This is a genomic window from Pseudoxanthomonas sp. 68-E7, from assembly GCF_057773145.1.
Genome location: NZ_JBYMTI010000009.1, coordinates 81,893 through 101,391, shown reverse-complemented (window position 1 = coordinate 101,391; position 19,499 = coordinate 81,893). Strand labels below are relative to the sequence as shown.

General features: G+C 67.8%; 21 protein-coding genes. 14 read left to right on the top strand and 7 right to left on the bottom strand.

What is annotated here, in order from left to right:
- Window positions 1-2: 2 nt before the first annotated feature.
- A complete protein-coding gene (locus AC3DE2_RS19330; protein WP_488427448.1) occupies window positions 3-917 on the top strand; it encodes an SMP-30/gluconolactonase/LRE family protein in 915 nt (304 codons plus the stop codon).
- A gap of 105 nt (window positions 918-1,022) precedes the next feature.
- Window positions 1,023-1,745, top strand: coding sequence for a hypothetical protein (locus AC3DE2_RS19325; protein WP_295377756.1), 723 nt, complete (start codon window positions 1,023-1,025; stop codon window positions 1,743-1,745).
- A 33-nt stretch (window positions 1,746-1,778) separates the two neighbouring features.
- Here the strand turns inward: AC3DE2_RS19325 and AC3DE2_RS19320 are convergent, their stop codons facing one another.
- Both AC3DE2_RS19320 and ubiH read right to left on the bottom strand, forming a co-directional pair.
- Window positions 1,779-2,957 carry a UbiH/UbiF family hydroxylase gene (locus AC3DE2_RS19320; RefSeq protein WP_488427447.1) on the bottom strand — a complete coding sequence of 393 codons (1,179 nt, stop codon included), beginning with the start codon at window positions 2,955-2,957 and terminating at the stop codon, window positions 1,779-1,781.
- Window positions 2,954-4,165, bottom strand: coding sequence for a 2-octaprenyl-6-methoxyphenyl hydroxylase (ubiH, locus tag AC3DE2_RS19315; protein WP_488427446.1), 1,212 nt, complete (start codon window positions 4,163-4,165; stop codon window positions 2,954-2,956). The genes AC3DE2_RS19320 and ubiH overlap by 4 nt, the downstream gene beginning before the upstream one ends.
- Before the next feature lie 113 nt (window positions 4,166-4,278).
- Here ubiH and AC3DE2_RS19310 point away from each other — a divergent pair, with 113 nt between their 5' ends.
- The 10 genes from AC3DE2_RS19310 (at window position 4,279) to AC3DE2_RS19265 (ending at window position 14,249) form a co-directional block, all read left to right on the top strand.
- The gene (locus AC3DE2_RS19310) at window positions 4,279-4,887 is read left to right on the top strand and encodes a hypothetical protein (protein ID WP_295377748.1); all 609 of its coding nucleotides are present in this window, start codon (window positions 4,279-4,281) and stop codon (window positions 4,885-4,887) included.
- 16 nt (window positions 4,888-4,903) lie between these two features.
- Entirely contained in the window at window positions 4,904-5,464 is a 561-nt protein-coding gene (locus tag AC3DE2_RS19305) for a cob(I)yrinic acid a,c-diamide adenosyltransferase (protein ID WP_141455809.1), read from the top strand.
- A gap of 4 nt (window positions 5,465-5,468) precedes the next feature.
- On the top strand, window positions 5,469-6,377 hold the full coding sequence (locus AC3DE2_RS19300; protein ID WP_488427445.1) for a histone deacetylase family protein: 909 nt from the start codon (window positions 5,469-5,471) through the stop codon (window positions 6,375-6,377).
- A gap of 135 nt (window positions 6,378-6,512) precedes the next feature.
- The gene (lptD, locus tag AC3DE2_RS19295) at window positions 6,513-8,957 is read left to right on the top strand and encodes an LPS assembly protein LptD (protein WP_488427444.1); all 2,445 of its coding nucleotides are present in this window, start codon (window positions 6,513-6,515) and stop codon (window positions 8,955-8,957) included.
- Complete coding sequence (locus AC3DE2_RS19290; protein ID WP_488427443.1) at window positions 8,954-10,333, top strand: peptidylprolyl isomerase; 1,380 nt, start codon at window positions 8,954-8,956, stop codon at window positions 10,331-10,333. The genes lptD and AC3DE2_RS19290 overlap by 4 nt, the downstream gene beginning before the upstream one ends.
- A gap of 2 nt (window positions 10,334-10,335) precedes the next feature.
- Window positions 10,336-11,346 carry a 4-hydroxythreonine-4-phosphate dehydrogenase PdxA gene (gene pdxA, locus AC3DE2_RS19285; RefSeq protein ID WP_295377739.1) on the top strand — a complete coding sequence of 337 codons (1,011 nt, stop codon included), beginning with the start codon at window positions 10,336-10,338 and terminating at the stop codon, window positions 11,344-11,346.
- A 39-nt stretch (window positions 11,347-11,385) separates the two neighbouring features.
- Window positions 11,386-12,183 carry a 16S rRNA (adenine(1518)-N(6)/adenine(1519)-N(6))-dimethyltransferase RsmA gene (rsmA, locus tag AC3DE2_RS19280; protein ID WP_295377736.1) on the top strand — a complete coding sequence of 266 codons (798 nt, stop codon included), beginning with the start codon at window positions 11,386-11,388 and terminating at the stop codon, window positions 12,181-12,183.
- A gap of 61 nt (window positions 12,184-12,244) precedes the next feature.
- Window positions 12,245-12,622 carry a Co2+/Mg2+ efflux protein ApaG gene (gene apaG, locus AC3DE2_RS19275; RefSeq protein WP_295377734.1) on the top strand — a complete coding sequence of 126 codons (378 nt, stop codon included), beginning with the start codon at window positions 12,245-12,247 and terminating at the stop codon, window positions 12,620-12,622.
- Window positions 12,622-13,470: a symmetrical bis(5'-nucleosyl)-tetraphosphatase gene (locus tag AC3DE2_RS19270; protein WP_295377732.1), complete on the top strand. Its 849-nt coding sequence runs from the start codon at window positions 12,622-12,624 to the stop codon at window positions 13,468-13,470. Before apaG ends, AC3DE2_RS19270 begins: the two co-directional genes overlap by 1 nt.
- Before the next feature lie 95 nt (window positions 13,471-13,565).
- On the top strand, window positions 13,566-14,249 hold the full coding sequence (locus tag AC3DE2_RS19265) for a DUF1287 domain-containing protein (RefSeq protein ID WP_488427442.1): 684 nt from the start codon (window positions 13,566-13,568) through the stop codon (window positions 14,247-14,249).
- 19 nt (window positions 14,250-14,268) lie between these two features.
- Here the strand turns inward: AC3DE2_RS19265 and AC3DE2_RS19260 are convergent, their stop codons facing one another.
- The gene (locus tag AC3DE2_RS19260; protein ID WP_295377726.1) at window positions 14,269-14,784 is read right to left on the bottom strand and encodes a dihydrofolate reductase; all 516 of its coding nucleotides are present in this window, start codon (window positions 14,782-14,784) and stop codon (window positions 14,269-14,271) included.
- A gap of 78 nt (window positions 14,785-14,862) precedes the next feature.
- On the opposite strand from AC3DE2_RS19260, the gene AC3DE2_RS19255 reads away from it, so the two are divergent.
- Window positions 14,863-15,864 (top strand): hypothetical protein, encoded by a 1,002-nt coding sequence (locus AC3DE2_RS19255; protein ID WP_488427441.1) that lies wholly within the window; start codon window positions 14,863-14,865, stop codon window positions 15,862-15,864.
- Here the strand turns inward: AC3DE2_RS19255 and AC3DE2_RS19250 are convergent.
- The 4 genes from AC3DE2_RS19250 to AC3DE2_RS19235 form a co-directional block, all read right to left on the bottom strand.
- Window positions 15,861-16,379, bottom strand: coding sequence for a hypothetical protein (locus AC3DE2_RS19250; RefSeq protein WP_488427440.1), 519 nt, complete (start codon window positions 16,377-16,379; stop codon window positions 15,861-15,863). The genes AC3DE2_RS19255 and AC3DE2_RS19250 overlap by 4 nt on opposite strands.
- Window positions 16,376-17,170, bottom strand: coding sequence for a thymidylate synthase (locus AC3DE2_RS19245; protein WP_488427439.1), 795 nt, complete (start codon window positions 17,168-17,170; stop codon window positions 16,376-16,378). Before AC3DE2_RS19245 ends, AC3DE2_RS19250 begins: the two co-directional genes overlap by 4 nt.
- Window positions 17,167-18,045, bottom strand: coding sequence for a prolipoprotein diacylglyceryl transferase (gene lgt / locus AC3DE2_RS19240; protein WP_295377715.1), 879 nt, complete (start codon window positions 18,043-18,045; stop codon window positions 17,167-17,169). The genes AC3DE2_RS19245 and lgt overlap by 4 nt, the downstream gene beginning before the upstream one ends.
- A gap of 76 nt (window positions 18,046-18,121) precedes the next feature.
- Window positions 18,122-18,802, bottom strand: a complete 681-nt coding sequence (locus tag AC3DE2_RS19235) for a helix-turn-helix transcriptional regulator (RefSeq protein ID WP_488427438.1) — start codon at window positions 18,800-18,802, stop codon at window positions 18,122-18,124.
- Between the two features lie 83 nt (window positions 18,803-18,885).
- Between AC3DE2_RS19235 and AC3DE2_RS19230 the strand changes: the two genes are divergently transcribed.
- Window positions 18,886-19,485 (top strand): hypothetical protein, encoded by a 600-nt coding sequence (locus tag AC3DE2_RS19230; protein ID WP_295375278.1) that lies wholly within the window; start codon window positions 18,886-18,888, stop codon window positions 19,483-19,485.
- The last annotated feature ends 14 nt before the right edge of the window (window positions 19,486-19,499 follow it).

The window sequence follows — 19,499 nt, the reverse complement described above, 5'->3', positions numbered from 1 at the left end:
ACATGGTGAACCTGCGCCATTGTCTGTTCGCCGCCATGCTGGCGTCGACCGCGCCCGCCAGCCTTGCCGCCGAGCCCGACTACGTTGCCCGCGACTACGTCGGAGACGGCGTGTTCTCGCAGGGCATCGAAGGTCCGGCGGTGGGTCCCGATGGCCTCCTGTACCTGGTCAGTTTCGGTCGCGACGGCACCATCGGCCGGGTGCGCGCGCAGGCCGATGGCAGCGGCAAGGCCGAACTGTTCGTCGAGCTGCCGGCCGGCAGCACCGGCAACGGCATCCGCTTCACGGCGGACGGCGCGATGTACGTGGCCGACTACAGCGGCCACAACATCCTGCGCATCGACGCCCAGGGCCACGTCGCGGTGTTCGCGCACGAACCACGCATGCACCAACCCAACGACATCGCGCTGGCGCCGGACGGACGCCTGTACGCCAGCGATCCCGACTGGAAGAACGGCAGCGGCCAGTTGTGGCGCATTGACCGCGACGGCAGCACCCATCTGCTGGAAACCGGCATGGGGACCACCAACGGCATCGAGGTGAGCCCGGACGGCAGGCATCTTTACGTCAACGAGAGCGTGCAGCGGAACCTGTGGGTGTATGACCTGGACGGCAACGGCGGCGTGGCCAACAAGCGCCTGCTGTTGAATTTCCCGGATCACGGACTGGACGGCATGCGCACCGACGCGGACGGCAACCTGTATATCGCCCGCTATGGCGCCGGCACGGTGGCCGTGGTCTCGCCGCAAGGCCGCCAGCTGCGCGAGGTGCGGCTGAAGGGCGAAAAGCCCACCAACGTCGCGTTTGGCGGAGAAGACGGCCGCACCGTCTACGTCACCCTGCAGGACCGCGGCGCGGTGGAGACTTTCCGCAGCGCCCGGCCTGGCCGCGAGCACGGGCGCCCCAGCGCCCCTTGAGGCGCCGCGATCGGCCCGGTGCCGGTTCTGTGAGCGCCGCCGCATGGGGTCTCAGGCGGTGACATGGCCGCATGGCAAGATGCTTCCCTGACCCGGAGCCCTCCCATGCTGCCCATCGAACTGAAGGATCCCGCCGCGTTCGGCAACGAATTCCTGCGCCTGACCCTGTTGCAGGGCTTCCAGTCGCTGACCAAGCGCGATCTGGAACTGCTGATCTTCGTGCTGCTGGAACGCGACGGGGCCATCGATCGTGCCGAGTCCAATTTCACCGTCGCCGGCAAGCTGCGGGTCACTCCCGCCAAGGTGAAGGCGCTGCGGCGCGACGGCTATGCGCGCTGGCGGGCTTTGGTACCGGAGGAACGCGAGGCTGCGCTGCAGCGAATCGTCGCCACGGTACTGACCGAGGCCAACCTGCGCGCCGGGGCGAAACACGTCAGCGAGCGCAGCCGCAAGGAGGGCTTTCTCGCGGTCCGGGTCGAACATCCGGATGATCAGCAGCAGTTCGAGCAGGCGATCCTGGACGTCGGCGCGTTGCCGGTCTACGAGCGCAACCGCGAAGTGGTGGCGGTGCGCTTCGACACGCTGCTGGCGATTGCCGAGCGCTGGGGCTTCCTGCAGACCGATCCGGCACAGATCCGCGGCGAGTTGAAGAAGCTGGCACCGGCTTCGGAGGAAGTGGCCGAACTGTTGAAAAAGGATGTCGGCAAGCTGCGCTGGCAGGATGCCCGCAATGCCCTCAACAGCCTGGGTGCGGATGCGATCGCCAGCACCGCCGAAGGCGGCCTGAAGGCACTGCTGAAACTGGTCTTCCCGTTCCTGCCGGGTTAGCGCGGCGAAGCAGGCGCCGCCCTGCGCGCCGCGTCAGAGCCCGGAAGCGCGGCGCCAGAACAGATTGGCCAGTGGCGGCACGTGGCCAGCCAGGCCGAGCAGCGGCCCGCGCAACAGGGTCAGGTGCATTTCGTCGTTGGAAAACAGCCGGTTGATGCCGTCGAAGGCGTAGGCCGCGGCGGTGCTCTCGCTGCGCCGCTGGCGCGCCCAACGCAGCAGCCGGTGCGGGGCGCTCCAGTCCACCCGGCGCGACTGCGCATCGCGAATCAGCGCGCGCAGTCCGGCCACATCGCGCAAGCCAAGGTTGACGCCCTGCCCGGCGAGCGGATGCACCACGTGCGCGGCGTCGCCGATCAGCAGGATCCGTCCGGATACATACTGCTGCGCCAGCTGCCGGCGCAGCGGGAACGCCACCCGCGGCGATACCGGCCGGGCGTTGCCCAGCCGCGCCGCGGAGGCCCGGGTGAGTTCGCGCGCGAACGCGTCGTCGTCCAGCGCCAGCACCCGTGCGGCTTCGGCATCGGGCAGCGTCCAGACGATCGAGCTGCGTCCTTCGGTAAATGGCAGCAGCGCCAGCGGGCCGGTCGGCAGGAAGCGTTGCCAGGCGGTGTCCTCGTGCGGCTGTGCGGTCTCGATGTAGGCGACCACGCCGCGCTGGGCATAATCGTGTTGCGACACCGCCACGCCGGCGGCCTGGCGCAGGCTGGAATCGGCGCCATCGGCGGCGATGGCCAGGCGCGCATCCAGGCGGGTGCCGTCCTCCAGTTTCAGGCGCACGCCATCCTCATCCTGCTCGACCTCCTGCACCCGCGCCGGGCAGTGCACGCGCACGCCGGCCGCCGGCAGCGCCGCCCACAGGCGGTCCACCAGCAGCGCGTTCTCCAGGATCCAGCCCAACTGCGCATGGCCCAGCGTGTCGGCGTCGAACCGCATGTCGTCGCCACCGGCCGCGTCCCAGACACACATGCGCCGATACGGTTGCACGCGCGCATCGCGGATGGCGGGCAATACACCGAGCGATTCCAGCAGTGCGGCGTTGTCCGGCGCGAAGGCGTAGACGCGCAGATCCGGATCCGCCGCCGACCAGCGCGCGGGTTCGCGACCCTCGACCAGGGTCACCTGCAAACCGGCATCGGCCAGCGCCAGCGCGCAGGCCGCGCCGACCGCGCCACCGCCCACGATCACCACGTCCCCTTTTCCGCGCCGGCTCATGCGGCCACCTCGCGGCACAGGGCCGGCACATCGCCGCGGAAGCCCATGGCGCCTCCCACCAGGAATCCCTGCAACGTCGGCGAGAGATCGACCGCGGCCAGGCCCAGGCTGCGCAACGGGCGCAACATCGGTGCCGGATTGGCGGTCAACCGGGCCAGGCCGTCGGAGAACGCCAGCGTGCGTTCGCGGTCCTCGGCGCGTCGCCGCGCGTAGGCCTGCAGCAGGCTGTCCGCACCGGGATCCTCGCCGCCTGTTTCAAGCAGCTCGGCCAGGGTCAGCGCGTCGCGCAGGCCCAGGTTGAAACCCTGCGCGCCGATCGGATGGATGGTCTGCGCGGCATTGCCCATCAGCACCGCGCGCGGCGCGACCAGGCGTTCGGCTACCACCCGGCTGATCGGATACGCGCTGCGCTCGCCACTGGCGAGGAAACGCCCGACCCGCCAGCCGAAAGCCGCCTGCAGGCGCGCGAGCCAGGCCGCCTCGTCGAGCGCGGCGACGGCGTCGGCCGTTTCGGCCGGCACGCCATGGATGGCGCCGAAATGGCGATCCCCGCGCGGCAGCAGCGCGGTGGGACCGGTGTCGGTGAAACGCTCGTAGGCGGTGCCGTCGGGCGCCTGTTCGGCGCGGACGCGCGCGACGAACAGGGTCTGCCCGTAGTCGTGTTCCTGTGCGCCGATGCCCAGCGCGTCACGCAGCTGGCTGCGGGTGCCGTCGGCCGCCACCAGCAGGCGGGCTTCCACGGACTGTTCGCCGATCTCGCCGGCCAGGCGCAGGCGGCGTGCGCCCGCGGCCCCTTCTTCCAGGGCGATGAAGCGCGCCGGCCGGTAACGGGTGACATGGCGGAGTTCACCCAGGCGCGCTTCCAGCGCTTCGCCGAAATCGCGCGCCACCACGACCTGGCCGAACTGCTCGCGACCGTAGTCGGCCGCATCCAGGCGGACCCGCCCGAAATCGCCCTGGCGGCTGATATGGATGCGACGGATCGGACCCGCCGGGGTGCGCAGTTTCTGCATCACGCCCAGCGCGGTCAGCGCATTCACCGTGGCGGTTGCGAAGCTGAGGTTGCGCTGGTCGAACACCGGCGGCATCGCCGTCGGCGGCGCGGCTTCCACCAGCCCCGTGTCGATGCCCAGGCGATCCAGGGCGATGGCCAGGCTGGCGCCGACCAGGCCGCCCCCCACGATTACCACGTCATGCCGTTGCGTCATGCCGGCCATGATACCGGCTCGACCGTCCCCGGCCGGCCTCGACGGTGGCGCATGGGCGCGGGCCGGGTCGCGGTCCGCTAGAATGATGCGCTGAGCCTCCGGAATCCGTCTGCATGAACACGAACTCCCAACGCGCCGCCATCCTCGTCCTGCTGGCCCTGCTGATGGCGTCGACCCGCCTCCACCTGCCGGCCACGCTGACCCACTTCGGCCCGGTGCCGGATGCGTCGTGGGCGGTGTTCTTCCTCGGCGGCTTCTACCTGCGCGGCTGGACCCGCTGGGCGTTCCCGCTGCTGATGGCGCTGGCCGTGGCCGTCGACTATGTGGTCATCAGCGGCCAGGGCATGAATTTCTGGACCCACTACTGCACCTCGGCCGCGTACTGGTTCCTGGTCCCGGCCTACTTCGCCCTGTGGGCGGGTGGCCTGCTGGTCCGCCGCTTCCACGCCACCCACGCCGGCCAGCACGGCCGCGTGCTGGCGGTGACCGTGGCCAGCCTGTTCGCCTCGGTGGTGGCCTGCCACCTGCTGAGCCAGGGCAGCTTCTACTGGCTGGCCCGCGACATCGTGCCGAACCCGACCGTGGCCGGCTGGTGGAAGAACTACAGCGACTGGTTCCTCCCCTACCTGCGCGTGGCTGCCATCTACGTCGGCTTGGTCGCGATCGCCCACGTCGGCGTCGAACAACTCGCACGCCTGGGTCACCCGAAGGCATCGCGCTGAGCGGAGGGATACCGCGATGGGCAACCGCCTTTCCAAGATCTACACGCGCACCGGCGACGACGGCACCACCGGACTCGGTGACGGCAGCCGGGTCGGCAAGGACTCGGCGCGGGTCAACGCCTACGGCACGGTCGACGAGGCCAACTCGGCGATCGGCGTGATCCTGGCCGCGCCGAATGTCCCGGAGGACGTCGCCGCGCTGCTGACCGTGGTCCAGCACCAGATGTTCGATCTGGGTGGCGAGCTGTGCATTCCCGGCCATGCCGCCATCACCGGCGAGGACGTGGATGCGCTGGAAGCGCGCCTGGACCACTACAACGAAGCGCTGCCGCCGCTGAAGGATTTCATCCTGCCGGCCGGCGGCGAGGCCGCGGCGCGCTGCCACCTGGCGCGCACCATCGTGCGCCGGGCCGAGCGCGAGACCGTCACCCTGGCCCGCCACGATGCGGTGCGGCCTGAAGCCATCCGTTATCTCAACCGGCTGTCGGATCTGCTGTTCGTGCTGGCGCGCGTGCTGGCCCGCGCCGACGGTCATGGCGAAGTGCTCTGGAACCACGAACGGCGGCGCCCGACCTGACGCCGTGATCATCTACACCCACCCGGCCTGCCTGTCGCACGATCCCGGACCCGAGCATCCGGAACGGCCGGCACGGCTGGAGGTGGTGCTGGAAGCCCTGCGCCGCGACCACGGTGATCTGGACTGGCGCGAAGCGCCGCTGGCCAAGCTGGGCGATCTGCGCCGGGTGCACGACGACGCCCTGCTGCGTGAAGTGCTGGACGTCGATTTCGAAGGCTACCGCATGCTCGACCCGGACACGGTGATGGTGCCGGCCTCGCGGGCGGCCGCGCTGCGCGCCGCCGGCGCCGGCATCGCCGCGGTCGACGAGGTGATGCATGGAAATGCCAGCACCGTGTTCTGCGCGGTCCGCCCGCCCGGCCACCATGCCACCGCCAGCGCGGCCATGGGCTTCTGCCTGTTCAACAACATCGCCATCGCCGCCGCCCACGCGCTGGAGAAGCATGGCCTGGAGCGGGTCGCCATCGTCGATTTCGACGTGCACCACGGCAATGGCACACAGGCCATCTTCTACGACGAGCCGCGGGTGGCCTACTTCAGCACCCACGAATCCGGACTGTTCCCCTACAGCGGCGCCCCCTACGAGCGCGGCGCCGGCAACGTATTCAATGCCCTGTTGCCCCCCGGCAGCGGGGGATTCCGCTTCCAGAACACCTGGGCCGATCAACTGCTGCCGGCCCTGGACGAAGCGCGCCCCCAGTTGTTGCTCATTTCCGCCGGCTTCGATGCCCACATGCGCGACCCGCTGGCCGACCTGATGCTCGAAACCGGGGACTTCGCCTGGCTGACCCGCCAGCTCCGGCAACTGGCGCGGCGCCATGCCGATGGGCGGGTCGTGTCGATGCTGGAAGGCGGCTATGACCTGGAGGCATTGAAGGAGTGTGCTTCCGCCCATGTCGACGAACTGCGCTGAACCGCGTTCCCCGACCTGGCCGCGACTGCATGAACCAGACCCGAAACCGGCCGGGGGTTTTCATTGCCGCGATGCCGGGGATCCGGCAAGCTAACCGCCGTTTCTGAACCGAACCGTCCCGGAGCCCGGTACCGCGTGCGTCCAGTCCTTCGCCTGCTGCCCCTGCCGTTCAGTATCGCCCTGTGCCTGCCGGCGCTGGCGGCCGACGAGAAGCCCCAGAGCTGGGCGCTGTGCCCGATCGAGGATCCGGTGCCCGCGTTCGCGGGCGTGCCCCAGCCAGCCGCAGGTACCAATACCGAACAGGCCCGCGCCGCCCGCGCGAACCAGGACACCAACATCGTGGGCGACAAGCTTGGTGGCACCGAGCAGAACCTGGAGTACCAGGGCAATGTCGCCCTGGTCCGCGGTGACCAGTACCTGGGCGCGGACAACCTGACCTACGACCAGGAAAAGGACACCTATTCGGCCGAAGGCCATGTGCGCTACCAGGATGCCGGCATCCGCCTGGTCGCCGAAAGCGCGCGCGGCGACCAGAACGCCGATCGCCACCAGATCGACAACCTGCAGTATCAACTGGTCTCGCGACGCGGCAACGGCGGCGCCGACCGCATCGACATGAAGGGGCCGGAAGGCAGCCTGCTGCATTCCACCTATTCGACCTGCGATCCCGCCGATCGGCGCTGGGAACTGCGCTCGCGGCGCATCGACGTGAACACCGAAACCGGCTGGGGCGTGGCGCACGGCGCCACCGTGCGGCTGGGCCACGTGCCGGTGCTGTACATGCCGTGGTTCAAGTTCCCGATCGACGACCAGCGCCATACCGGCCTGCTGTACCCGGCCCTGAGCCATTCCGGGCGCAATGGCCTGGATTACCGCCAGCCGATCTACCTGAACCTGGCCCCGAACTACGACATGACCCTCAACCCGCGTTACATGAGCAAGCGCGGCTTTGCCCTCGGCGCCGAGTTCCGCTACCTGTACGAAGGCGGCGCCGGCGAGTTGCAGGGCAACTACATGCACCGTGACGACCTGCTGGAGACGCGCAGCCGCGAACCGGAGTTCGTTCCCGAGCGCAACCCCGAACCCGGTGACAGCCGGGGTCTGTTCCGTTTCGACGGTTACCACAACCTCAGTTCGCAGTGGCAGGCCCGCGCCAATCTGGTCTGGGTCAGCGATTCCCGCTATGTCGAGGACTTCGCGAACAATCTCGGCGGTCTGACCGCCAGTACCCTTACCAGTACCGCCGGTCTGTACGGCGTGGGCCAGTTCTGGAACGGCGGCGTCATGGCCGACGCCTGGCAATTGTCGGACTTCAATCTGACCAAGGCGTCGCTACCTTACAACCGCCTGCCGCGCGCCTACTTCACTTACGATCGTCCGCTGGGGCGCTGGCTGAATATTGGCCTGCACAGCGAAGCCGTGCGTTTCCAGCACGATGTGCATGCCGGCGGCTCCCGCCTCGATCTCAAGCCGACCGTCAGCGTGAACTTCGAAGGCCCGTCCTGGTACGTGCGCCCCACCCTGGCCTGGCGCTACACCGACTATCGCCTGGACCCGGAACTGGCCCGCGGTGTCGCCACCGATCGCGCCGCACGCGCGCTCGGCGTGCCGGCCGCCAGCGTCACCGACGCGATGATGCGGCCCTACTACGATGAATCACCCAACCGTAGCCTGCCCATCGGCTCGCTGGACATGGGCCTGTTCTTCGATCGCGAGACCGAGATCAAGGGCAGCCGCTTCCTGCATACACTGGAACCGCGCCTGTTCTATCTCAACGTGCCATACCGCAACCAGGATGGCATCCCGCTGTTCGACACCCGACCCTTCACCTATAGCTGGGGGCAGATGTTCCGCGACAACCGCTACTCGGGACCTGATCGCCAGACTGATGCCAACCAGCTGACGATGGCGTTGACGACCCGTTTCCTGCGCCAGTCCGATGGTTTCGAGCGGGCCTCGATGAGCCTCGGCCAGATCCGCTATTTCGAGGATGCGCGCGTCACCCTTTCACCCGCGGAAACGCCGCTGCAGAAAGGCAAGTCGGCCTGGATCGCCGATGCCAACTACGCACCCACCGACCGCTGGACCATCGGCGCGTCGTATCAATGGGATCCCAAGTTCCGCCGCGAGGATCTGTCCAGCCTCCGCGCGCGCTACCTGATCGGCGACGACGGCGTGGTCAACCTGACCTATCGCAGCCGCCGCGATCTGCTGGAGCAGGGCGACTTCTCCTTCCTGTATCCGATCAGCCCCTCTTGGAGCATCGTCGGCCGCTACTACCACTCGTTCCAGGACAACAAGCTGCTGGAAGGCATCGCCGGCGTCCAGTGGGACAGCTGCTGCCTGGCCGTGCGCGCGGTGGTGCGCCGCTACGTGCGCAACCGCGAGGGCGAAATGAACAACTCCATCCAGGTCGAATTCGTCCTCAAGGGCCTGGGCTCGGCTGGCCAGGACACGGAGCGCACCCTGCGCCGTGGTATCCTCGGCTATTACCGAGACGACCTCTATCTCGTCCCGCCGAGCAATACCACGCCGGATCCGGACGACGACAACCGCTACGCTCCGGATATGCTGCCATGACCATCAAGTTGTTCCGTCCCCTCGCCGCCGTCCTGCTGGCTGCTGCCTGCGTGGCGCCGCTGTCGGCCCAGACCCTCCAGCCGCTGGACCGGATCGCCGCGATCGTCGACGAGGACGTCATTCTCCAGAGCGAACTGGACCGCGCGGTCGCCAACGTGATCAACCAGTACGCCAGCCAGCCCGGCCAGTTGCCGCCGCGCGAAGTACTGGAACGCCAGGTCATGGAACGCCTGATCCTGATGAAGCTGCAGGTGACCCGCGCCAGTGGCAGCGGCATCCAGGTCGGCGATCAGGAAGTCAACGGCGCGGTCGCCGCGGTCGCCCAGCAGAACGGCATGACCGTCGACGCCCTGCGCGCACGGCTGGCCCAGGACGGAATGTCCTTCAACGATTTCCGCAATTCGCTGCGCGACGAGATCACCGTCCAGCGCCTGCGCCAGAGCTTCGCCCAGAGCAAGATCCAGGTCAGCGAGGGTGAAGTGGATGCGGCGCTGGCGATGCAGGCCGGTTCGGGCCAGCAATACCACCTCGCGCACATCCTGGTCGCCCTGCCGGACGGCGCCACGGCCGAGCAGATCAGCACCGGCCAGCAGAAGGTCGATGGCATCAAGGCCCTGCTGGACAAGGGTGAGATGGATTTCAACGCCGCGGCCGTACGCTATTCCGACAGCCCCAACGCGCTGGACGGTGGTGACTTGGGCTGGCGCAGCATGGACGAAATCCCGACTGCCTTCGTGGAGATGCTCAAGACGATGTCCCCCGGCCAGGTGGTCGGCCCGCTGCGCGGCGCCAGTGGTTTCCAGTTGCTCAAGCTGGTGGAGACCCGCGACGCCTCGCAGGCCGACAAGCGGACCGTCACCGAGTACCACGCCCGCCACATCCTGGTCCGCGTCACCGAAACCCAGGACGCCGCCGCGGCCAAGGCCAAGATCGACACCCTGCGCGCCCGCATCGCCGGCGGCGCGGATTTTGCCACGGTCGCCAAGGAATCCTCCGAGGATCCGAACAGCCGTGGCGAAGGCGGCGATCTGGGCTGGTTCCCGGCCGATGCCTTTGGCCCGGCCTTCGGCGAACAGGTCGCCGGTGTCGGCGACGGCCAAGTCACCGAAGCCTTCCGCACGGATGCGGGCTGGCACATCGTGCAGCGCGTGGAAGCGCGCCAGAGCGATGTCACCGACGCCAACCAGCGCGCCCAGATCCGCGAGACCATCGGCCGCCGCAAGCTGGAAGACGAATACAACCGCTTCCTCCAGGAAATGCGTGGCGAGGCGTTCGTGGACATCCGCACGGGTGCCCAGGCCCAGACCGACGGTACGCCGGCGAACGCGCCGGCGCCCGCCCCCGCCGAAGCGCCCGTCCCCACGCCCGGCGGCTGAACGTGCTGCCCCGCCTGGCGCTGGTCCCGGGTGAGCCGGCCGGCATCGGGCCCGAACTCTGCGTCCACCTTGCCCAGCAATCCCGCGAGGATTGCGGGCTGGTCGCTTTCGCCGACCCGGAAGTGATGCGGGCCGCCGCGGCCGGGCTGGGCCTTCCGCTGCGCCTGCTCGACGAGCATGAGGACGTCCGGTCGCCGGGCGATCTGCGCCTGCGCGCGGTGCCGAATGCCGCGCCCACCCATTTCGGCCGGCCGGATCCCCGCAATGCCGCCGCCGTCATCGCCGCGCTGGAGCAGGCGTCCGATGCCTGCCTGCGGAGCGAGTTCGCCGGCGTGGTCACCGGACCGGTGCACAAGGCCGCGATCAATGCCGGCGGCATCGCCTACACCGGCACCACCGAACTGCTGGCCGCGCGCGCGCGGCGCGACGTGGTGATGATGCTGGCCAACGACATCGTCCGCGTCGCCCTGGCGACCACGCACCTGCCCCTGCGACAGGTAGCCGACGCCATCACCGTCAACGGACTCACCACGGTGCTGCGCATCACCCATGCCGCGATGCGCGACGACTTCGGCATCCCCGATCCCGTGATCGCGGTCCTCGGCCTCAACCCGCATGCCGGCGAGGCCGGCCATCTGGGGCACGAGGAAATCGAAGTCATCGAACCGGTGATGGCCGCCCTGCGTGACGAAGGCATGCGGCTGGTGGGTCCGCTGCCCGCCGATACGGCCTTCCTGCCGCAGAAACTGGCGGGATTCGACGCGGTGCTGGCGATGTATCACGACCAGGGCCTGCCGGTGCTCAAGTACAGCGGCTTCGAACAGGCGGTGAACCTCACCCTGGGCCTGCCCTATCCACGGGTGGCGGTGGATCACGGCACGGCGCTGGAACTGGCCGGCAAGGGTGTCGCCGATCCCTCCAGCCTGTTCGCGGCCGTGCGGACCTGCGCGCGCATCGCCCGCCAGAAGCCGGCACGCCATGCCCGCGCACAAGGTGGCTTCTCGCCGTCCTGATCCCGAATCCCAATCCCCGAACCTTCCCAGACCCACGCCATGTCCTCCTTCAAGGCACCGCCCAAGAAATCGCTGGGCCAGCATTTCCTGACCGACCGCAGCTACATCGAGCGGATCGTGCTGGCCGTCGACCCCAAGCCGGGGGATCGGCTGGTCGAGATCGGCCCGGGCCAGGGTGCGATCACGATGCCGCTGCTGCGCCGCCATGGCGAACTGACCGCGATCGAATTCGATCGCGATCTGATCACGCCATTGATGGAAGCCTCCGAAGGCGTCGGCCGCCTGACCATCATCCACAAGGACGTGCTGGCGGTGGATTTCGGCAAGCTGGCCGGTGACGATCGCCTGCGCCTGGTCGGCAACCTGCCCTACAACCTGTCCTCGCCCATCCTGTTCCATGCGCTCGAACACGCCGCGTCGATCCGCGACATGGTGTTCATGCTGCAGAAGGAAGTGGTCGATCGCATGGCCGCCGGTCCCGGCAGCAAGGTATATGGCCGCCTGAGCGTGATGCTGCAGGCGTACTGCACGGTGACGCCGCTGTTCGTGGTGCCCCCCGGCGCGTTCCGGCCGCCGCCGAAGGTGGATTCGGCGGTGGTGCGGATGGTGCCGCGCCCGCCCGCGGAGATCGGCGTGGCCGATCCGCAGCGCTTCACCGAAATCGTGCGTGCAGCGTTCGGGCAGCGCCGCAAGACCCTGCGCAATGCCCTGTCCGGCGTGTGCGACGGGGCGAGCATCGAGGCCGCGGGAATCAGTCCCGACGCCCGTGCCGAGCAGGTCGAAGTGGCTGCGTTCATCCGCCTCGCCAACCAGGTTCCGGCGACGCCGGCAGGCTAATCGCGCGCCCACGCCGGCACGGCGATTCCTGTTTCACGCCGCAATGCATACACTGTCCGGCATGAAACACGACTACGCCATCGATATCGACGTAGCCACCCGCTTCCTCGACGATCAGTCCGCGCCCGAGGACGGGCGCTATGTGTTCGCCTACACCATCCGCATCCGCAACCGGGGTGCCGCGCCCGCGCGCCTGCTGGGCCGGCACTGGGTCATCACCGACGCCAACGGCAAGGTCCGCGAAGTCGAAGGTGCCGGCGTGGTGGGCGAGCAGCCGTGGCTGCAACCGGGCGAGGACTTCGAGTACACCTCCGGCGCGGTGCTGGAAACCGACATCGGGACCATGAAAGGAAGCTACGACATGATTGCCGACGACGGCACCCGCTTCGACGCCCCCATTCCCGAGTTCACCCTTTCGATTCCGCGGACGCTGCACTGATGGCGGTCTGGGCGATTGGCGATCTGCAGGGATGCTACGACGCGACCCAGCGCCTGCTGGAAAAGCTGCGTTTCGATCCGGCCGGGGACCGGCTGTGGTTCTGCGGCGATCTGGTCAACCGTGGCGGACAGTCACTGGAGACCTTGCGGCTGGTGCATTCGCTGCGCGAACAGAGCGTGGTGGTGCTGGGCAATCACGACCTCTCGCTCCTGGCGATCGGCGAACGCTCGCCGGAGGAGCAGCGCAAGGTCAATCCGGATCTGCAGCGGGTGGTCCTGGCCGATGATGCGCGGGCGCTGCTGGACTGGCTCCGTGGCCAGAAGCTGGTGCACGCCGACCGCGAACTGGGCTGGATGATGATCCACGCCGGACTCGCTCCCAAGTGGACCACGAGCCTCGCCGAACGCTATGCGCGCGAAGTGGAGCAGCAACTGCACGGCAACGGCTACCGCAAGCTGTTCCGCAACATGTATGGCGACAAGCCCAACTGGTCGTCCGGCCTGGCCGGCTACGATCGCGCGCGCGCCATCATCAACGTGCTCACCCGCATGCGCTACTGCACACCGCGCGGCCGCATGGCGATCGAGGAGAAGGGTGCGCCCGGCACCCAGGCGCAGGGACTGTATCCCTGGTACGAAGTGCCCGGCCGTGCCCCGCGCGATCTGAAGATCGTCTGCGGCCACTGGTCGACCCTGGGCCTGATGATCGGCCATGGCGTGCACGCGATCGATACCGGCGCGGTCTGGGGCGGCAAACTCACGGCGCTGCAACTGGATACCGACGAGCTGCGCATCGTGCAGGTGCCCGGACGCGACGTGGACCCCGCTTCCTTCGCCGGCCGGGACTGACGCTCCCCCGAACACCCGGCTTGCGTGTGTTGTCAGTTCACTGATCCGGCGATCCGGACGGAAGCGCCATCGCGCCGCTTCGCTACAATCGGGCCATGCGCATTCCGACGGTCTCCCCGCGCACCTTCGCCGCGGTCCTGCTGTCCGCCCAGCTGCTGGTGGCGTGTGGCCGTGCTCCGGCCACGGCAGCTTCCCCGCAAGCGCCCGCGACCACCGCGGTCTCCATCGATACGGGCGCACCCTCGAGTGTCGTTTCCGCCGCTTCGCCTCCCCTGGTCGCGGCGGCCCGCTCGCAGGTCGGCGTCACCCGCCGCTACGATCCGGCGTATGTCCGGCTGGCCTATCCGGGCGGCGATGTTCCGCGGGAGCGCGGCGTCTGCACGGACGTGGTGATCCGCGCCCTGCGCACGCAGGGACTGGACCTCCAGCAGGCCATCCACGAGGACATGCGCGTCCGTTTCCGCACCTATCCGCAGGATTGGGGCATGTCCGGTCCGGATCGCAACATCGATCACCGCCGGGTACCCAACCAGATGCACTGGTTCAAGCAGCAGGGCTGGCACCGTGCAATCAGTGCGCGGGCGGCGGACTACGCGCCGGGCGACATCGTCGCCTGGAAACTGCAGGGCAGCGGCCTGCTGCACATCGGCATCGTCTCGGATCGGCGCAGCGCGCAAGGCGTGCCGCTGATCCTGCACAACATCGGCGCGGGCACGCAGGAAGAAGATCTGTTGTTCCGGCATTCCATCATCGGGCATTACCGGCCGGCGCTGCCGTGATGACCGTGCGACGCACGTGTCAGCGCGCCCGTATCCGAAGGTAATCGACGAATTCGAATGCATGCGCATGGCGCGCATCGGCCGGGTGGGGTTCGCGCCGGACCACGTCCCACTCGCCGGTCTCGAAGCGCGGGAAATGCGCGTGCGCATCCTCCACTACCGTATCGACGTGGGTCAGGTAGAGGGCGTCGGCCAGCGACAGGGTCTGCGCGTAGATCTCGCCGCCGCCAATCACGCAGATTTCCGGATTCTCCTCGCTGGCCGCCCAGGCCAGTGCCTGTTCGAGCGAACCGACCGCCTCCATGCCGGCAAACGGCACCTGGCCGCTACGGGTCAGGACCAGGTTGCGACGGCCCGGCAGCGCGCGGCCCAGCGACTCGGCGGTCCGCCGGCCCATCAGCACCGGCTTGCCGAGGGTCAGCGCCTTGAAGCGCTTGAGATCGTCAGGCAGGCGCCACGGCAGGTCGTTGTCGCGACCGATGGCGAAGTGGCGATCCAGCGCTGCGACCAGCGACAGGGAAACAGGTGTATTCATGCAGACTGACTTCCGGCGTATTGCGTGCGTGGGGAGCGCGGCGTACTTTCGCCACATACCATCTTCGGGGAAGGCCGGATGCCCTCGCAAGCCAGGACGATGCTATTGGCTGGTGGACTGTTGCTGGGGGCGACCGCCAGTGCGGGCCAGCCGCTTCCCGCGAGCTTCGAATCCGATCGCGTCTACCTGCAGGCCGAAGGAGCGCAGGGCGAGCGGCTGCGCCTGTACACCGATACCGGTGGCGGGCTGTTCCTCAAGCAAGAGGCGGTCGAACGCCTGAAGCTGCCGCAGGCGCCGCTGGAGGATCCCGACGCGCGACGCGAGCTGGGCGACCGTGCCCGGATCACGCGTTTGCCCGCATTCGCGCTGGACGCCGGCATCCCGGCGCCGCTGGCCGACGACGGACGCCTGATGGTGCTGCCAAGCGCACTGGCCGGTCCGCAGTTGCCCGGCACCAGCCAGGACGACGGCATCCTCGGCCAAGCGTGGTTCGCCGGCCGGATCTGGACCTGGGATTACCCCGGCCGCCGTTTCCGGCGCGAGGCCGGCGACTGGAAGCCTTCGCCGGAGTTGCGCCGGGTCGCACTGGGTTTCAAGACCGACGAATACGGCGCGCGGGTGGCCGACTTCCCGCGCCTGCAGGTCAGCATCGACGGCAAGACGCATTCGCTGCTGCTGGATACCGGTGCGATGACCGTGCTGACGCCGCAGGCGCTGGCCGAACTCGCGGATGGCGGCGCGCCGGAACGCGCCACCAGCATGATCGCCGACAGCGTGTTCCAGGCCTGGCGCAAGGCGCATCCGGAATGGCGCGTCATCGAGAACGCACAGGCCGGCATGGGTTCGGCGATGATCGAAGTGCCGGAAGTGATCGTCGCCGGCTACAAGGTGGGTCCGGTGTGGTTCACCCATCGCGAGAACCGCAACTTCCATGATTTCATGTCCAGCTTCATGGACGCGCGCGTGGATGGCGCGCTGGGCGGCAACGCCTTCCGCCACTTCATCATGACCGTCGATTACCCGGGGGCGGCCGCCTACTTCCGCTGCATTGCCGGTTGCCGGGACACGCTCCCGCGCTAGCGCGGCACATCCACGGGAGACGCGGGCCGCCAGTGGGCCAACAACGCCTGCATGCGCGGGTCGTTCCACCAGCGGTCCGGCAGATAGACATGGCGGCCGCTGTTTCCGCGCTCGTAAAGGAAGCGTCCACCGGCCACGCGCACCACTTCGCCGCCGGCGTCGTAACGCACATTGGGCCCCGCGCCGAACCGCAACACGCCGGCGTCCACCGACAGGCGCAGGTCCGGCATGGTGTCCAGGCCCCCCAGCGCGCCGCGCTTCCAGCGGCGGTATTCCAGCCAGGGCATCACGCCCTGGGCCAGGCCGACCGCGGCGACCACCATGGCCGACATACGCACGCCCGGCGCATCCGTCACCACGATCACCAACAGCGCAATGACCGCCAGCAACAACGACGCCAGCCACAGCCAGCGGCGCCAGCCACTGCGGAACAGCCACCACTTGAGGTACTGCTCGCGCAAGTAAGCGTCGTCGCGGCGGAAGCCGACCTCCGCCGATTCATTGCCATCGGTCATACCGCGACCGGCGCCTTGATGGCCGGATGCGGGTCGTAGCCGAGGATTTCGATGTCGTCGTAGCTGAAGGCGAACAGATCGGTCACGTCCGGATTCAGCCGCAGCGTCGGCAACTTGCGGGGCTCGCGTGCCAGCTGTTCGCGCGCCTGCTCGTAGTGGTTGGAATACAGGTGCGCATCACCCAGGGTGTGCACGAAATCGCCGACACCCAGGCCGGTGGCCTGCGCCACCATGTGGGTCAGCAGCGCATAGCTGGCGATGTTGAACGGCACCCCGAGGAAGATGTCGCCGCTGCGCTGGTACAGCTGGCAGCTCAGCTTGCCGTCGACCACGTAGAACTGGAACATCGTGTGGCAGGGCATCAGCGCCATCCTCGGCAGATCCGCCACGTTCCATGCACTGACGATCAGCCGGCGCGAATCCGGATTGCGCTTGATCTCCCCGACCACCCATTTGATCTGGTCGATCTCGCCGCCATCGGCGCTCGCCCAGCGCCGCCATTGCTTGCCGTATACCGGACCGAGCTCGCCGTCGGCGTCGGCCCATTCGTCCCAGATGCTGACCTTGTTGTCCTTCAGGTACGCGATGTTGGTCTCGCCTTTCAGGAACCACAGCAGCTCATGGACGATCGAGCGCAGGTGCAGCTTCTTGGTGGTGACCAGCGGGAAGCCTTCGGCAAGATCGAAGCGCATCTGCCAGCCGAACACGCTGCGCGTGCCGGTGCCTGTGCGATCGGATTTCTCGGCACCCTGCTCCAGTACGTGGCGCAGCAGATCGAGATAGGGCTTCATGCGGATTCCTTGGCTGGAACGACGGGCTGCAGGACGGGCGAGCGGCGTGACAGCCACAGCAGGTACACGCCCAGCAGGATCAGCGGCACGCTCAGCAGCTGGCCCATGGTCAGCCAACCGAAGGCGAGGTACTGGAGTTGTTCGTCGGGTACCCGCACGAACTCGACCAGGAAGCGGAACACGCCATACAGCAGCGCGAACAGGCCGGAGACGGCATAGCGCGGCCGCGGCTGGCGGGAGAACCACCACAGCGCCACAAACATCACCAGCCCTTCCAGGAACGCCTGGTAGAGCTGCGAGGGATGGCGGGCGAACCGGTCCAGCGCGCCGGCGGCATATTGCGCCTGCAACTGTGCGGCTGAAAAGTCCTTCAGCGCGGGGTCGGTCGGGAAAATCACGCCCCAACCCGCCTGCGTGTACTTGCCCCAGAGTTCGGCGCCGACGAAGTTGCCGATGCGGCCGAAACCCAGGCCCAACGGCACCAGCGGGGCGACGAAATCCATGGTGTCGAAGAAATGCATGCGCTGTCGGCGCGACCACCACAGCGCCGCGATCATCACGCCCAGCAGGCCGCCGTGGAAGCTCATGCCGCCTTCCCACACCTTGAAAATGGACAGCGGGTTGGCCAGGAATCCTTCCAGCCCATAGAACAGGATGTAGCCCAGCCGCCCGCCCAGCACCACGCCGAGCATCGCGTAGAACAGCAGATCCGAAAAACCGTTGGCGTCCACCCCCGGCAAGCGACCGGCGCGCACCCGCCGCTGCCCCAGCCACCAGGCCGCGATGAACCCCAGCAGGTACATCAGGCCATACCAATGCAACTTCAGCGGCCCCAGCGAAAGGGCGATCGGGTCAATCTGGTGGAGGTAGATCATGCGCCTCGGCGACCGGCAGGGAATGCCCTATTTTGCCCCAGCCGGGGAGCTTGTGCCCGCCTCACGGGAGCGCCTTTCAGGGAAGAGTCCGGAGGTAGTCTTCGAAGCGCTTTCCGCGCCGATTCTCAAATCTCCGCCCCACCTCCCAAACAGCCCGGATACGGTCCACCCGCAGATTGCGGAAGTCCTCCCTGACCTCGCACCAAACCGTCAACAACCAGGCCTGCTCGAACAAGGTCAACCCCAGCGGCCAGGCAGTCCGGCGACTCCGCTTTCCCTGCAGATCCCGGTAGTCGATCTCGAGCACCAATCGGTTTCGGATTGCCGACCGAAGGACGCCGAGATGAACGGCCGCCTTCGTGTTTTCTTCCGTCCGACGCGGCACCGCCCGCAATGGCAAACGCAGGTAGCGATCCTCTCCGGTTTCACCCAGCGCGGCACTGATCTTGGCCGAGACCCGACGCGCCGCTTCGCTCAATGCTGCATCCCCTCGTGCCGCGACCCAGCGCGTACCCAGCATCAGGGCATCGAGTTCATCGGGATCGAAATGAAGCGGTGGCAGGAAATAGCCCTTTTCCAACTGGTAGCCCAGTCCGGCTTCCCCTCGTATGGGCGCTCCCATCGCCTGCAATGCCGTCATGTCCCGATAGATGGTCCGGACCGAAACGCCCAGTTCGTCCGCCAACGCTTCTGCCGGTACCGGGTGTCTTCGGCCCCGCAGATGCTGCAACAACGCAAACAGACGCTGTGTCTTCATGGACCTCATCTTACCCTCCTGACAGGTTCTGTCAGCAGGGCGCGCTACCGTGGGCGCCCGCTATCTCCTTGGATGCATCAGGCATGACCAATCCTCTCTGCTACGAAATCGTCACTTACCGCGTTGACGATGCGCACGCCGCCGACCTCTCCAGAAACTCCACGCGTGATCGGGTGAAGCACTACCCGGGGTTCATCGCATGGACGCCACTGACCGCCTCAGGGGACGCCCTTGAACGTGTGGACCTGGTCGCATGGCGGTCGAACGACGATGCGAAAGCCGCAGCGCAACGTGTTGGAAATGCTCCAGAGTTTGCCGAGTTCCGGGCTTCAATCAACACGCTCGTGCATATGGGGCATTACAGCCAGAGCGCTGTCGGTACTCGTGAAATGGTACCGGGGCACGGCGTCGAGATCGGGCACTTCCGCCTCAAGCCCGGCATCGATGAAAGCACGATGCGCCAAGCCTACTCCGCCATGGTGGAGACCCATCTTTCCGGTCAGCCGGGCTGGTGCCGACAGCATCTGATCAAGCTGGAAGACGGCAGCTTCATCGATCTCGCGCTCGCCGACAGTCGCGAACGTTCACAGGCCCTGTGCGCAGGCTGGCAGGGGCAGCCAAGCTGCGAGGCATTCCTCGCGCTGATCGAACCGGCAAGCATGCGTTTTGGGGAACTGCTCTGATCCCGGATGCATCC